Below are 13,778 nucleotides of genomic sequence, written 5' to 3'. Positions count from 1 at the left end.
GGTCTAGTCCCTTGCCTTAAAAAAAAGCCGCGCTGACGTTCATCACGTCGTCAGGGTCCGCAGCAGGTTCTTATAGTCCTCGCGGATATCCGCGTCGGATTCCTTGAGTTCGTTGATCTTGCGGCACGCGTGCAACACCGTGGTGTGATCGCGGCCGCCGAAGACGTCGCCGATTTCCGGCAGGCTGTGGTTGGTCAGTTCCTTGGACAGGGCCATGGCCACCTGACGCGGCCTGGCCACCGAACGCGAACGCCGCTTGGACAGCAGATCGGAAATCTTGATCTTGTAGTACTCGGCCACTGTGCGCTGAATGTTATCCACACTCACCAGCTTGTCCTGCAGTGCCAGCAGATCCTTGAGCGACTCGCGAATCAACTCGATGGTGATATCGCGGCCCATGAAGTGCGAGTGGGCAATGACCCGCTTCAGCGCGCCTTCCAGTTCCCGCACGTTGGAGCGGATGCGCTGGGCAATGAAGAACGCAGCGTCATGTGGCAGGTCGACCTTGGCCTGGTCGGCCTTCTTCATCAGGATCGCAACGCGGGTCTCGAGCTCCGGCGGCTCTACGGCAACGGTCAGGCCCCAGCCAAAGCGGGACTTGAGGCGCTCCTCGAGGCCTTCGATTTCCTTGGGGTAGCGGTCGCTGGTGAGAATCACCTGCTGGCCACCTTCGAGCAGGGCGTTGAAGGTGTGGAAAAACTCCTCCTGCGAACGCTCCTTGCGGGCAAAGAATTGAATGTCGTCGATCAGAAGCGCATCGACCGAGCGGTAGAAGCGCTTGAACTCGTTGATGGCATTGAGCTGCAACGCCTTGACCATGTCGGCTACGAAGCGCTCCGAGTGCAGGTACACCACCTTGGCATTCGGATTCTTCTTGAGCAGGTGGTTACCCACAGCGTGCATCAAGTGCGTCTTACCCAGGCCCACCCCGCCATAGAGGAACAACGGGTTGTAGCCATGCTTGGGGTTGTCGGCGACCTGCCAGGCTGCCGCGCGGGCCAGCTGGTTGGACTTGCCCTCGACGAAATTCTCGAAGGTGAAGGTGCGGTTCAGGTAGCTGGTGTGTTTGAGCGCACCCTCTACCTGCACAGTACGTTGTTCGGTACGGCTGCTGGGTGGAGCCACCACGGCAGTGTTCTCGCCCATCGAGTCGAAGCTGTCGCGCGAAGGTGCATCTTCGACCTGGGGCGCTGCCGGCACAGGTGCTGGCGCTGCCGGGGCTGCAACGGCGGCGACCTGGGCAGCCTGCTGGGCCTGGGAAGCGGCGACCGAGGCGGCGAGCGGTGCGTTGGGCGCAGCACGGGGTGTCGAACTGCGTCGGCTGCCTATTAATAAGGAAAGCGCAGGGGCGATGCCGTTGCCGTGTTCGCCCAGCAGTTCGAGCAAGCGACCCAGGTACTTTTCATTGACCCAATCGAGTACGAACCGGTTAGGCGCATAGACGCGCAACTCGTCGCCTTCGGCTTCGACCTGTAGCGGACGGATCCAGGTGTTGAATTGCTGGGCAGGCAGTTCGTCGCGCAGAAGGTCCACGCACTGCTGCCAAAGTTCCACTGACACGGATATCCCCTGAGTTGAACGCCGGTGAGGCAAAAACAAGCGGCCATTGTACCGACCACCAGCGCAGTTATCCACATGCAGGTGTGTCGAGGGTGGCGATAAATCAGCAGGTTAGTGGCAAAAACGTCACTTTACCGCTGTGAATAAGCCCTGTGGATAACCATGCCTGAGCACTTTGCACAAGTGGGGGTCGAAATCGGTGGATAACTGCGCTGTGGATAACAGGCCTTTTAATCCACAGCTTTTGCGCCTGCACAGCACAGCCAGAGCACCGCTTCCCGACAGGGTTTCTTTTCTCTGTACAGTACGTAGAACAAGGCCTGTAGCGTTCTATCCACAGAAAACAGCTGCCTAAGTTCTATAAGATTTACAAAAAAGCTTTAAATACCTTCTCTTCTTTTTTCTATGTTTAAGCGTCCGGCAAGGCTGTGTCCCTGTCATCCGGGGCACAGGCCTGTGGACGAGCACGCGAAGGCGCCCGGTTTTTTATCCATAAGGAAAAGCTGGTTGGAAATTGACCTATGGCGCTGCTTTCTCTAGAATCGCCGGTCTCTTAAAACGGGGGCCATTCCGGCCCGTTGTCGACGAACCAGGTAACACGCCATGAAACGTACTTTCCAACCAAGCACCATCAAGCGCGCCCGCACTCACGGTTTCCGTGCCCGTATGGCTACCAAGAACGGCCGTGCCGTACTGTCCCGCCGTCGTGCCAAAGGCCGTAAGCGTCTGGCAGTTTGATTTTTCGGCACAGGTGGTGAGTCAGGACTTCAGTCGGGAAAAGCGTCTTCTGACACCCCGACACTTCAAAGCGGTCTTTGACTCTCCATCCGGCAAGGTGCCAGGCAAGAGTCTCTTGCTCCTTGCCCGCGAGAACGGCCTGGATCATCCCCGCCTGGGGCTCGTGATCGGGAAAAAGAGCGTCAAGCTCTCCGTTCAACGCAACCGCTTGAAGCGTTTGATGCGCGATTCGTTTCGTCTCCACCAGCATTTGCTGGCCGGTTGGGACATCGTGATCGTCGCGCGCAAAGGCCTGGGCGACGTAGAAAACCCAGAATTGCACCAACATTTTGGCAAGCTCTGGAAGCGCCTTGCACGCAGTCGGCCCGCTCCAGTGGTTAACAGCGAATCTGCAGGGGTAGACCGTCCAGATGCGTAAACTGGTACTCGTTCCGATCCAGTTTTACCGTTACGCCATTAGCCCTCTGATGGCCAGCCACTGTCGTTTCTATCCGACCTGTTCCACCTATGCGATTGAAGCCATCGAAACACATGGCGCATTGCGCGGTGGATGGTTGACCGCTCGTCGTCTCGGGCGTTGTCATCCGTGGAATGCCGGCGGTTATGACCCGGTTCCGCCTGCTCCCACTTCCCGTACTTCTTCTTCGATAGCCGAGTAATCATGGATATTAAACGCACGATCCTGATCGCCGCCCTGGCAATCGTGTCCTATGTCATGGTCCTCAAGTGGAACCAGGACTACGGCCAGGCTGCCCTGCCGACTCAGAATACTGCTGCCAGCACCGTCGCGCCGGGCTTGCCCGATACCCCGACCGTTGGCACATCCGGCGCCAGCGCTGATGTTCCGAGCGCCACTGCTGAAACCACCCCTGCAGAAATTGCACCGGTTGCTGTCAGCACAGACCTGATTAGGGTCAAGACCGATGTCCTCGACCTGGCTATCAACCCCAACGGCGGTGATATCGCGCAGCTGACCCTGCCGAAATATCCACGTCGCCAGGACCATCCGGAAATTCCGTTCCAGCTGTTCGATAACGGCGGCGAGCGCGTTTACCTGGCTCAGAGCGGCCTGACCGGTGCCAACGGCCCCGATGCACGTGCCGCTGGTCGCCCGCTGTATTCCACCGAGCAGAAAAGTTATCAACTGGCCGATGGCCAGAACCAACTGGTCGTCGACCTCAAGTTCAGCGACGCGGGTGTGAACTACATCAAGCGTTTCACCCTGAACCGTGGTGAATATGACCTGAAAGTCACTCACCTGATCGACAACCAGAGCGGCAAGCCGTGGACAGGCAACCTGTTTGCACAGCTCAAGCGCGATGCCAGCTCCGATCCGTCGTCGAGCACCGCCACCGGTACCGCCACCTATCTGGGCGCCGCCCTGTGGACAAGTGCCGAGCCGTACAAGAAAGTGTCGATGAAGGACATCGACAAAGGTAGTTTGAAAGAAAATGTTACCGGCGGCTGGGTTGCCTGGTTGCAGCACTACTTCGTGACCGCCTGGATTCCCAACAAGTCGGACAACAACGTTGTTCAGACACGCAAGGACAGCCAGGGCAACTACATCATCGGGTTCACCGGTCCGGAGCTGAACGTGGCTGCCGGCGCCCAGGGCGAAACCAGCACGCTGCTGTACGCCGGTCCCAAGAGCCAGGAAAAACTCAAGGCGCTGTCCCCGGGCCTGGAGCTGACCGTCGACTACGGCATCCTGTGGTTCATTGCCCAGCCGATCTTCTGGCTGCTGCAACATATCCATGAGCTGCTCGGCAACTGGGGCTGGTCGATCATCGTCCTGACCATGCTGATCAAGCTGCTGTTCTTCCCGCTGTCCGCTGCCAGCTACAAGTCGATGGCGCGCATGCGTGCCGTGGCACCTAAACTGGCCGCGCTGAAAGAACAACATGGCGATGACCGGCAGAAGATGTCGCAGGCCATGATGGAGCTGTACAAGAAAGAGAAGATCAACCCGCTGGGCGGCTGCCTGCCGATCCTGGTGCAGATGCCAGTCTTCCTTTCGCTCTACTGGGTATTGCTGGAAAGCGTTGAAATGCGCCAGGCCCCGTGGATGTTCTGGATTACCGACCTGTCGATCAAGGATCCGTTCTTCATCCTGCCGATCATCATGGGCGCGACCATGTTCATCCAGCAGCGCCTGAACCCGACGCCGCCGGATCCGATGCAGGCCAAGGTGATGAAGCTGATGCCGATCATCTTCACCTTCTTCTTCCTGTGGTTCCCGGCAGGTCTGGTGCTGTACTGGGTTGTGAACAACTGCCTGTCGATCGCACAGCAGTGGTACATCACCCGCAAGATCGAAGCGGCGAGCAACAAAGCCACCGCTTGACGGGTTAGCCAGCTAACCTGTGGATAAAACGCCCCCTCGTGGGGCGTTTTGCTATCTGTCGTTTTTGTCTGAGGCCTTCGCTGATGAATGCTCGTCGTGAAACCATCACTGCAATTGCCACTGCCCAGGGTCGTGGCGGTGTAGGAATCGTGCGTATTTCCGGACCGCTGGCCAGCAAGGCCGGGTTGGCCATCACCGGCCGTGAGCTCACCCCGCGGTATGCCCATTACGGCCCGTTCAAGGGCGACGATGGCCTGGTACTGGATGAAGGCATTGCCCTGTATTTTCCCGGGCCCAACTCCTTTACCGGTGAAGATGTACTGGAGCTGCAGGGCCACGGCGGCCCGGTTGTGCTCGACATGCTGCTGCAGCGCTGCGTGGAACTGGGTTGCCGCCTGGCGCGTCCGGGCGAATTCAGCGAGCGCGCCTTTCTCAACGACAAGCTCGACCTGGCGCAGGCCGAAGCCATCGCCGACCTGATCGAGGCCAGTTCTGCACAGGCGGCGCGTAATGCGCTGCGCTCGTTGCAGGGCGAATTTTCCCGCCGTGTGGATAACCTCACCGAAAAACTGATCAGCCTGCGTATCTACGTCGAGGCGGCAATCGACTTTCCCGAAGAGGAAATCGATTTTCTTGCCGATGGCCACGTCCTGCGCATGCTCGAGGAGGTGCGCGAGAGTTTATCCACAGTGCAGCGCGAGGCGGGGCAGGGTGCGCTGTTGCGCGACGGCATGACGGTGGTGATCGCCGGGCGGCCGAATGCCGGCAAGTCCAGCCTGCTCAACGCACTGGCCGGGCGCGAGGCGGCCATCGTGACGGACATCGCCGGTACTACCCGGGATGTGCTGCGCGAACATATCCACATCGACGGCATGCCGTTGCACGTGGTGGACACCGCCGGCCTGCGCGATACCGAAGACCATGTGGAAAAGATTGGGGTGGAACGTGCCCTCAAAGCCATTGGCGAGGCCGATCGGGTGCTATTGGTGGTGGATGCCACGGCACCTGAAGCCGATGATCCGTTCGCATTGTGGCCTGAATTCCTTGAACAGCGCCCCGACCCGGCCAAGGTCACGCTGATTCGCAACAAGGCCGACCTCAGTGGCGACCCCGTGGGCCTGCAGTTGTCCGACGATGGCCACGTCACCATCACCCTCAGTGCCAAGGGCGCCGACCAGGGCCTGGAACTGCTGCGCGATCACCTCAAGGCCTGCATGGGCTACGAACAGACCGCCGAAAGCGGCTTCAGTGCCCGCCGGCGCCACCTGGACGCCCTGCGCCAGGCCAGTTCGCACCTGGACCACGGTCATGCGCAATTGACCCTGGCGGGCGCTGGAGAGCTGCTGGCCGAAGACCTGCGCCAGGCCCAGCAGTCCCTGGGCGAAATTACCGGCGCCTTCAGCTCCGATGACCTGCTAGGGCGCATCTTCTCCAGCTTCTGCATCGGCAAGTAGTCCGTTTATCCACAACGGGGCCGATCCAGGGCCTCGTTGTCGGCTGTCATCCCCCTCAATTTTTTATCCCCTGTCGAGAATTCCGGAACGCTCCGGGACTTTCGCGTGCCTGTCTTACTCACAAACCGCAGAATAAGCCCTGTGGAAAACCCCGCCTCAGCTCGGTTGATAACCCGGCCTCAAGGCTGGAGATAACTCCCCCTGTTGATAAGTGGGTGTTTCATCCACAGGCTTAAGGCGCTTATCCAGACCCCTCATGGCCACTAGACCACAGCCTTTTGAACCTCTGTACATAAGGTGGAATAAGGGCTGTAGAGGTTTATCCACAGAAAGGTGCCTCACTAAGAATAAACATAAAAACAAAGCTTTAATAAATTTCTCTCTCTTTATTTCTATTGTCAGCCACTCATCCACAGGCTGGTTAAATTTTGTTCAAGCGGTTCCTAGAAGGGGGGTAAGTCCCTATACTTGTGCGTTATTCCTATCTATTCCCGAAACAGGCACGAGGTGCGTGGTGGATTTCCCTTCCCGTTTTGAAGTGATCGTCATCGGCGGCGGCCATGCCGGAACCGAGGCTGCGCTTGCGTCTGCACGCATGGGTGTGAAAACCCTGCTGCTGACCCACAACGTGGAAACCCTCGGGCACATGAGCTGCAACCCGGCCATTGGCGGTATTGGCAAGAGCCATCTGGTCAAGGAGATCGATGCGCTGGGCGGTGTCATGGCCCTGGCTACCGACAAGAGCGGTATCCAATTCCGCGTTTTGAACAACCGCAAAGGCCCGGCGGTGCGTGCAACCCGCGCCCAGGCCGACCGCGCCATCTACAAGGCCGTGGTACGCGAGATTCTCGAAAACCAGCCCAACCTGTGGATATTCCAGCAGGCCTGTGACGACCTGATCGTCGAACAGGACCAGGTACGCGGCGTCGTCACGCAGATGGGTCTGCGTTTCCATGCCGATTCTGTGGTGCTGACCACGGGTACCTTCCTCAGCGGACTTATCCACATAGGTCTGCAGAATTATTCCGGTGGGCGTGCCGGCGATCCGCCGGCCATCGCTCTGGCGCACCGCATGCGTGAGCTGTCGCTGCGCATGGGTCGCCTGAAAACCGGCACGCCGCCGCGTATCGACGGGCGTTCGGTAGATTTCTCGGTGATGACCGAACAGGCCGGTGACACCCCGATACCGGTGATGTCGTTCATGGGCGACAAGGCCATGCACCCGCGTCAGGTCAGTTGCTGGATTACCCACACCAACGAACGCACTCACGAGATCATTGCTTCCAACCTCGATCGTTCGCCGATGTACTCCGGCGTGATCGAGGGCATCGGCCCGCGTTACTGCCCGTCGATCGAAGACAAGATCCACCGGTTTGCCGACAAGCAGAGCCACCAGGTATTCATCGAGCCAGAAGGGCTCAATACCCACGAGCTTTACCCGAACGGGATATCCACATCCCTGCCGTTCGACGTGCAGCTGCAGTTGGTGCGTTCGATCCGCGGCATGGAAAACGCGCACATCGTGCGCCCGGGCTATGCCATCGAATACGACTACTTCGACCCGCGTGACCTGAAGTACAGCCTGGAAACCAAGGCCATCGGCGGGTTGTTCTTTGCCGGCCAGATCAACGGCACCACCGGTTACGAAGAGGCCGGTGCGCAGGGGCTGCTGGCTGGTGCCAACGCCGCGCTGCGTGCACAGGGCCGCGAAAGCTGGTGCCCGCGCCGCGACGAGGCGTACATCGGGGTGCTGGTCGACGACCTGATCACCCTGGGTACCCAGGAGCCGTACCGCATGTTCACCTCGCGGGCCGAGTACCGCCTGATTCTGCGTGAAGACAACGCCGACCTGCGTCTGACCGAAAAAGGCCGTGAACTGGGCCTGGTCGACGATGCACGCTGGGCCGCGTTCAGCGCCAAGCGCGAAAGCATCGAGCGCGAGGAGCAACGCCTGAAGTCCACCTGGGTTCAGCCCAATACCGCGATGGGCCAGGCGATTGTGGATAAGTTCGGCACGCCGCTCAGCCATGAATACAACCTGCTCAACCTGCTGACCCGCCCGGAAATCGACTATGCCGGGTTGGTGGAAGTGACCGGCGGTGGAGAAATCGACCCTCAGGTGGCCGAGCAGGTCGAGATCAAGACCAAATACGCCGGTTACATCGACCGGCAACAGGAAGAAATCGCTCGCCTGCGGGCAAGCGAAGACACCCGCCTGCCCGAGGATATCGACTACGCTGGTATTTCCGGGTTGTCCAAGGAGATTCAGGGTAAGCTCAGCCAGGCCCGCCCAGAGACACTCGGCCAGGCCTCGCGCGTTCCCGGCGTGACCCCGGCGGCTATTTCCCTGTTGCTGATTCACCTGAAAAAACGCGGCGCAGGCCGCGAGTTGGAGCAAAGCGCTTGAGTTCTATGGTCACCCCTCAACACGCCCAGGAGTTGTCCACAGGTGCCCGCCAGCTTGGTGTCGAGCTGAGCGAGGCCCAGCACGCGCAACTGCTGGCTTATCTGGCGCTGCTGATCAAGTGGAACAAGGCTTACAACCTGACTGCAGTGCGCAATCCCGACGAAATGGTGTCCCGCCACCTGCTGGACAGCCTGAGCGTCATGCCGTTTATCCACAGCGGCACCGAGCGTTGGCTCGACGTCGGCAGCGGCGGCGGCATGCCGGGCATTCCCCTGGCTATCCTGCATCCGCACAAGCAGGTCACGGTGCTGGACAGCAACGGCAAGAAAACCCGCTTCCTCACCCAGGTGAAACTGGAGCTGAAGCTGGATAACCTGCAAGTTATCCACAGCCGGGTCGAGGCGTTCCAGCCGGAACAGCCTTTCTCCGGAATTGTTTCTCGTGCTTTCAGCAGCATGGAGAACTTCACCAATTGGACGCGCCACCTTGGCGACGCCCAGACGCAGTGGCTGGCAATGAAAGGGCTGCATCCGGCTGATGAGCTGGTAGCATTGCCGGCAGATTTCAAAGTGGATAGCGAGCAGGCCTTGACCGTTCCGGGTTGCCAAGGCCAGCGCCATCTGCTGATACTGCGCCGCACGGCATGACTGGGAACACAAGCAAGAATGGCTAAGGTATTCGCGATCGCGAACCAGAAAGGTGGTGTGGGCAAGACCACCACCTGCATCAATCTCGCTGCATCGCTGGTGGCTACCAAGCGCCGCGTGCTGCTGATTGACCTCGATCCACAGGGCAACGCCACCATGGGTAGCGGTGTGGATAAACACGTCCTTGAACATTCGGTCTATGACCTGCTGATCGGCGAGTGCGACCTGGCTCAGGCCATGCACGTGTCCGAACACGGTGGTTATCAACTGCTGCCGGCCAACCGCGACCTCACTGCGGCCGAAGTGGTTCTGCTCGAAATGCAGATGAAGGAGAGCCGACTGCGCACAGCGCTGGCGCCGATCCGCGAGAGTTACGACTACATCCTGATCGACTGCCCGCCGTCGCTGTCGATGCTGACGCTCAATGCCCTGGTGGCCGCCGATGGCGTGATCATTCCGATGCAATGTGAATACTTTGCCTTGGAAGGCTTGAGCGACCTTGTGGATAACATCAAGCGCATCGCTGCCAAGCTCAATCCGCAGCTCAAGATCGAAGGCCTGTTGCGCACCATGTACGACCCGCGCCTGAGCCTGATCAACGACGTGTCCGCGCAGCTCAAGGAACACTTCGGCGAGCAGCTCTACGATACGGTGATCCCGCGCAACATCCGCCTGGCCGAGGCCCCGAGCTTCGGTATGCCGGCCCTGGCCTACGACAAGCAGTCCCGTGGCGCCCTGGCCTATCTGGCCCTGGCCGGTGAACTGGTACGCCGTCAACGCCGTCAAACCCGCACTGCCGCACAGGCAACTTAAGGAATCCGCATGGCCGTTAAGAAACGAGGTCTCGGACGTGGGTTGGATGCACTGCTCAGTGGTCCTACCGTCAGCGCGCTCGAAGAGCAGGCTGTCAAGGTCGACCAGAAAGAACTGCAACACCTGCCGCTGGACCTGATCCAGCGCGGCAAATACCAGCCCCGTCGGGACATGGACCCGCAGGCCCTTGAAGAACTGGCGCATTCGATCAAGAGCCAGGGCGTGATGCAGCCGATCGTGGTCCGCCCGATCGGCGACGACCGCTTCGAGATCATCGCCGGCGAACGCCGCTGGCGCGCCAGCCAGCAGGCCGGCATGGAGACCATCCCGGCGATGGTGCGCGATGTGCCGGATGAAACCGCCATCGCCATGGCGCTGATCGAGAACATCCAGCGCGAAGACCTCAACCCGGTGGAAGAGGCCATCGCGCTGCAGCGCCTGCAGCAGGAGTTCCAGCTGACCCAGCAACAGGTCGCGGATGCTGTGGGCAAGTCGCGGGTGACCGTGGCCAACCTGCTGCGCCTGATCTCGCTGCCGGAAGTCATCAAGACCATGCTGTCCCACGGCGACCTGGAGATGGGTCATGCCCGTGCGCTGCTCGGTTTGCCTGAAGAACAGCAGGTCGACGGGGCGCGACACGTTGTCGCACGAGGCCTGACCGTACGCCAGACCGAAGCCCTGGTTCGCCAGTGGCTCAGCGGCAAGCCCGAGCCGGTGGAACCGGCCAAGCCCGATCCGGACATCACCCGCCTTGAACAGCGTCTGGCAGAGCGGCTGGGCTCGGCGGTACAGATCCGTCACGGCAACAAGGGCAAAGGCCAGTTGGTGATCCGTTACAACTCCCTGGACGAGTTGCAGGGCGTGCTTGCTCACATCCGCTGAAACAATTCGCTTTGTAGCGCGCAGTCGGAAATCACTACCCAGCAGTTGAATAGGGGTCCAAGCGCCCCTATACTCTGCGCGCATTTTGTCGGCACAAATTATGCCAAGTCATTACTGACTGGTTGGTCGACTTTCGAGGAGCAGTTGTGATGGAGACCCGCACGCCAAACCGCTTGCCTTTCCATCGCTGGGCGGTTTTTCCGGTACTGTTCGCTCAATTTGTCGTGTTGCTGCTGGCATCGTTGGGGGTGTGGCAGTGGCATGGGGTGGTCAGCGGCTATTCGGCACTCTGCGGAGGACTGATCGCCTGGCTGCCGAATCTGTACTTTGCCTACAAGGCGTTCCGTTACACCGGCGCCAGGGCAGCGCAGGCCATCGTCAAGTCGTTCTACGCTGGCGAGGCAGGCAAATTGATTTTGACGGCAGTGCTGTTCGCATTGACGTTCGCAGGAGTGAAGCCATTGGCGCCATTAGCAGTATTCGGCGTCTTCTTGCTGACCCAGTTGGTCAGCTGGTTCGCGCCCCTGCTGATAAAAACGAGACTTTCGAGACCTTAGGGCGTTTGAGGCAAACATGGCAGCAGAAACCGCTTCGGGCTATATCCAGCACCACTTGCAGAACTTGACCTTCGGGCAATTACCAGACGGCGGTTGGGGCTTTGCCCATTCCGCAGCAGAAGCCAAGGCAATGGGCTTCTGGGCGTTCCACGTGGACACCCTGGGTTGGTCCGTTGCGCTGGGTCTGATCTTCATCCTCCTGTTCCGCATGGCGGCGAAAAAAGCGACTTCCGGTCAACCCGGCGGCCTGCAGAACTTCGTCGAGGTGATGGTCGAATTCGTCAACGGCAGCGTCAAGGACTCGTTCCACGGCCGCAGCCCGGTCATCGCACCGCTGGCACTGACCATCTTCGTGTGGGTGTTCCTGATGAACGCCGTCGACCTGATCCCGGTCGACTGGATCCCGCAACTGGCGATGCTGATCTCCGGTGATCCGCACATCCCGTTCCGTGCCGTATCCACCACCGACCCGAACGCCACCATCGCGATGGCCTTCTGCGTGTTCGCGCTGATCATCTTCTACAGCATCAAGGTCAAGGGCATCGGCGGCTTCATCGGCGAGCTGACCCTGCACCCGTTCGGCAGCAAGAACATCTTCGTCCAGATCCTGCTGATCCCGGTCAACTTCCTGCTGGAATTCGTGACCCTGATCGCCAAGCCGATCTCGCTGGCCCTGCGTCTGTTCGGCAACATGTATGCCGGCGAGCTGGTGTTCATCCTGATCGCCGTGATGTTCGGTGCCGGTCTGCTGTGGCTGAGCGGCCTGGGCGTGGTGCTGCAATGGGCGTGGGCTGTGTTCCACATCCTGATCATCACCCTGCAAGCGTTCATCTTCATGATGCTTACCATCGTCTACCTGTCGATGGCTCACGAAGATAACCATTAAGACCGCCTGGCGTGTCTGAGGCCTCTCCGCCGGGGTGGGGGGAGGCCGAAAAAGTCCGCAAGGGCAGCTGTACCAAACGATTTTGTTTTACCGCTTCAAACTAAAAAACCTAACCAATACGACGTAAAAGTCGGGAGGAAAGATGGAAACTGTAGTTGGTCTTACCGCTATCGCTGTTGCTCTGCTGATCGGCCTGGGTGCCCTGGGTACCGCCATTGGTTTCGGCCTGCTGGGCGGCAAGTTCCTGGAAGGCGCTGCTCGCCAGCCAGAAATGGTTCCGATGCTGCAAGTCAAAATGTTCATCGTCGCCGGTCTGCTCGACGCCGTGACCATGATCGGTGTTGGTATCGCTCTGTTCTTCACCTTCGCTAATCCCTTCGTTGGTCAAATCGCTGGCTAATCACTCGAATTTTCGAGTGGATTGGTGTGATGGACTTAGAACGAGCGAGGTGTTGGCGTGAACATTAATGCAACCCTGATTGGCCAGTCCGTTGCGTTCTTCATTTTTGTACTGTTTTGCATGAAGTTCGTGTGGCCTCCGGTCATCGCGGCTTTGCAAGAACGTCAGAAGAAGATCGCGGAAGGACTGGACGCTGCCAACCGAGCAGCTCGCGACCTGGAGCTGGCCCAAGATAAAGCGGGTCAGCAACTGCGCGAAGCTAAAGCTCAGGCAGCCGAAATCATTGAGCAAGCCAAGAAACGCGGTAACCAGATCGTCGAGGAAGCCCGTGACCAGGCTCGCGTCGAAGCTGACCGTGTGAAGGCCCAGGCTCAAGCCGAGATCGAACAGGAACTGAACGGTGTCAAAGACGCGCTGCGCGCCCAAGTGGGTAGCCTGGCCGTCAACGGTGCTGAAAAGATCCTTGGCGCCACAATCGATCAAAACGCGCATGCGGAGCTGGTTAATAAACTGGCCGCTGAAATTTAAGCGAGGGCGATCATGGCAGAACTGACCACGTTGGCCCGACCTTACGCTAAGGCGGCCTTTGAGCACGCCCAGGCCCATCAGCAACTGGCCAATTGGTCAGCCATGCTCGGCCTGGCTGCTGCAGTGTCTCAAGACGACACAATGCAGCGCCTGCTCAAGGCCCCGCGACTGACGAGCGCAGAAAAGGCCGCCGCGTTTATTGACGTGTGCGGTGACAAGTTCGATGCACAGGCACAGAATTTCATTCATGTTGCCGCGGAAAACGAACGTCTCCTGCTGTTGCCGGAGATTTCGGCTCTGTTCGATCTGTACAAGGCCGAACAAGAGAAATCCGTGGACGTGGAAGTCACCAGTGCTTTTGCGTTGAACCAAGAACAGCAAGACAAACTCGCCAAGGTTCTCAGTGCACGACTCAGCCGGGAAGTGCGCCTGCACGCGACGGAGGATGCCAGCCTGATCGGTGGTGTCGTAATCCGCGCCGGCGACCTGGTTATCGATGGTTCAGTACGCGGCAAAATCGCGAAACTGGCCGAAGCATTGAAATCTTGAGTTTGAAGGGGCA

General features: G+C 59.3%; 15 protein-coding genes. 14 read left to right on the top strand and 1 reads right to left on the bottom strand.

Annotated elements, in window-relative coordinates; translation table 11 throughout:
• Window positions 1-42: 42 nt before the first annotated feature.
• On the bottom strand, window positions 43-1,560 hold the full coding sequence (dnaA, locus tag DN387_RS10630; RefSeq protein WP_054916058.1) for a chromosomal replication initiator protein DnaA: 1,518 nt from the start codon (window positions 1,558-1,560) through the stop codon (window positions 43-45).
• Window positions 1,561-2,163: 603 nt separating this feature from the next.
• Between dnaA and rpmH the strand changes: the two genes are divergently transcribed.
• From rpmH to DN387_RS10560, 14 genes are all read left to right on the top strand, one after another.
• Window positions 2,164-2,298 carry a 50S ribosomal protein L34 gene (rpmH, locus tag DN387_RS10625; RefSeq protein WP_002551315.1) on the top strand — a complete coding sequence of 45 codons (135 nt, stop codon included), beginning with the start codon at window positions 2,164-2,166 and terminating at the stop codon, window positions 2,296-2,298.
• 13 nt (window positions 2,299-2,311) lie between these two features.
• Complete coding sequence (gene rnpA / locus DN387_RS10620) at window positions 2,312-2,716, top strand: ribonuclease P protein component (RefSeq protein WP_196933215.1); 405 nt, start codon at window positions 2,312-2,314, stop codon at window positions 2,714-2,716.
• Window positions 2,709-2,957 carry a membrane protein insertion efficiency factor YidD gene (gene yidD / locus DN387_RS10615; protein WP_078481305.1) on the top strand — a complete coding sequence of 83 codons (249 nt, stop codon included), beginning with the start codon at window positions 2,709-2,711 and terminating at the stop codon, window positions 2,955-2,957. Before rnpA ends, yidD begins: the two co-directional genes overlap by 8 nt.
• A 2-nt stretch (window positions 2,958-2,959) precedes the next feature.
• On the top strand, window positions 2,960-4,642 hold the full coding sequence (yidC, locus tag DN387_RS10610; protein ID WP_054916059.1) for a membrane protein insertase YidC: 1,683 nt from the start codon (window positions 2,960-2,962) through the stop codon (window positions 4,640-4,642).
• Between the two features lie 83 nt (window positions 4,643-4,725).
• Entirely contained in the window at window positions 4,726-6,096 is a 1,371-nt protein-coding gene (gene mnmE, locus DN387_RS10605) for a tRNA uridine-5-carboxymethylaminomethyl(34) synthesis GTPase MnmE (RefSeq protein WP_043860673.1), read from the top strand.
• Between the two features lie 514 nt (window positions 6,097-6,610).
• Complete coding sequence (gene mnmG, locus DN387_RS10600; RefSeq protein ID WP_054916064.1) at window positions 6,611-8,503, top strand: tRNA uridine-5-carboxymethylaminomethyl(34) synthesis enzyme MnmG; 1,893 nt, start codon at window positions 6,611-6,613, stop codon at window positions 8,501-8,503.
• Window positions 8,500-9,150: a 16S rRNA (guanine(527)-N(7))-methyltransferase RsmG gene (gene rsmG / locus DN387_RS10595; RefSeq protein ID WP_054916060.1), complete on the top strand. Its 651-nt coding sequence runs from the start codon at window positions 8,500-8,502 to the stop codon at window positions 9,148-9,150. The genes mnmG and rsmG overlap by 4 nt, the downstream gene beginning before the upstream one ends.
• 18 nt (window positions 9,151-9,168) lie before the next feature.
• On the top strand, window positions 9,169-9,963 hold the full coding sequence (locus DN387_RS10590) for a ParA family protein (RefSeq protein ID WP_043860671.1): 795 nt from the start codon (window positions 9,169-9,171) through the stop codon (window positions 9,961-9,963).
• Window positions 9,964-9,972: 9 nt separating this feature from the next.
• Complete coding sequence (locus DN387_RS10585; RefSeq protein ID WP_043860670.1) at window positions 9,973-10,845, top strand: ParB/RepB/Spo0J family partition protein; 873 nt, start codon at window positions 9,973-9,975, stop codon at window positions 10,843-10,845.
• A 149-nt stretch (window positions 10,846-10,994) separates the two neighbouring features.
• Complete coding sequence (locus tag DN387_RS10580) at window positions 10,995-11,402, top strand: F0F1 ATP synthase subunit I (protein ID WP_043860669.1); 408 nt, start codon at window positions 10,995-10,997, stop codon at window positions 11,400-11,402.
• A 16-nt stretch (window positions 11,403-11,418) separates the two neighbouring features.
• Window positions 11,419-12,288, top strand: coding sequence for a F0F1 ATP synthase subunit A (atpB, locus tag DN387_RS10575; RefSeq protein ID WP_043860668.1), 870 nt, complete (start codon window positions 11,419-11,421; stop codon window positions 12,286-12,288).
• 142 nt (window positions 12,289-12,430) lie between these two features.
• Entirely contained in the window at window positions 12,431-12,688 is a 258-nt protein-coding gene (gene atpE, locus DN387_RS10570) for a F0F1 ATP synthase subunit C (protein WP_003097235.1), read from the top strand.
• Window positions 12,689-12,745: 57 nt separating this feature from the next.
• Window positions 12,746-13,216 (top strand): F0F1 ATP synthase subunit B, encoded by a 471-nt coding sequence (locus DN387_RS10565; protein WP_043860667.1) that lies wholly within the window; start codon window positions 12,746-12,748, stop codon window positions 13,214-13,216.
• Window positions 13,217-13,228: 12 nt separating this feature from the next.
• Complete coding sequence (locus DN387_RS10560) at window positions 13,229-13,765, top strand: F0F1 ATP synthase subunit delta (RefSeq protein WP_043860666.1); 537 nt, start codon at window positions 13,229-13,231, stop codon at window positions 13,763-13,765.
• Window positions 13,766-13,778 lie beyond the last annotated feature (13 nt).

The organism is Pseudomonas sp. FBF18 (genome assembly GCF_024261405.1).
GTDB lineage: Bacteria > Pseudomonadota > Gammaproteobacteria > Pseudomonadales > Pseudomonadaceae > Aquipseudomonas > Aquipseudomonas palmensis.
This window is presented reverse-complemented; position numbering and strand designations above follow the sequence as displayed.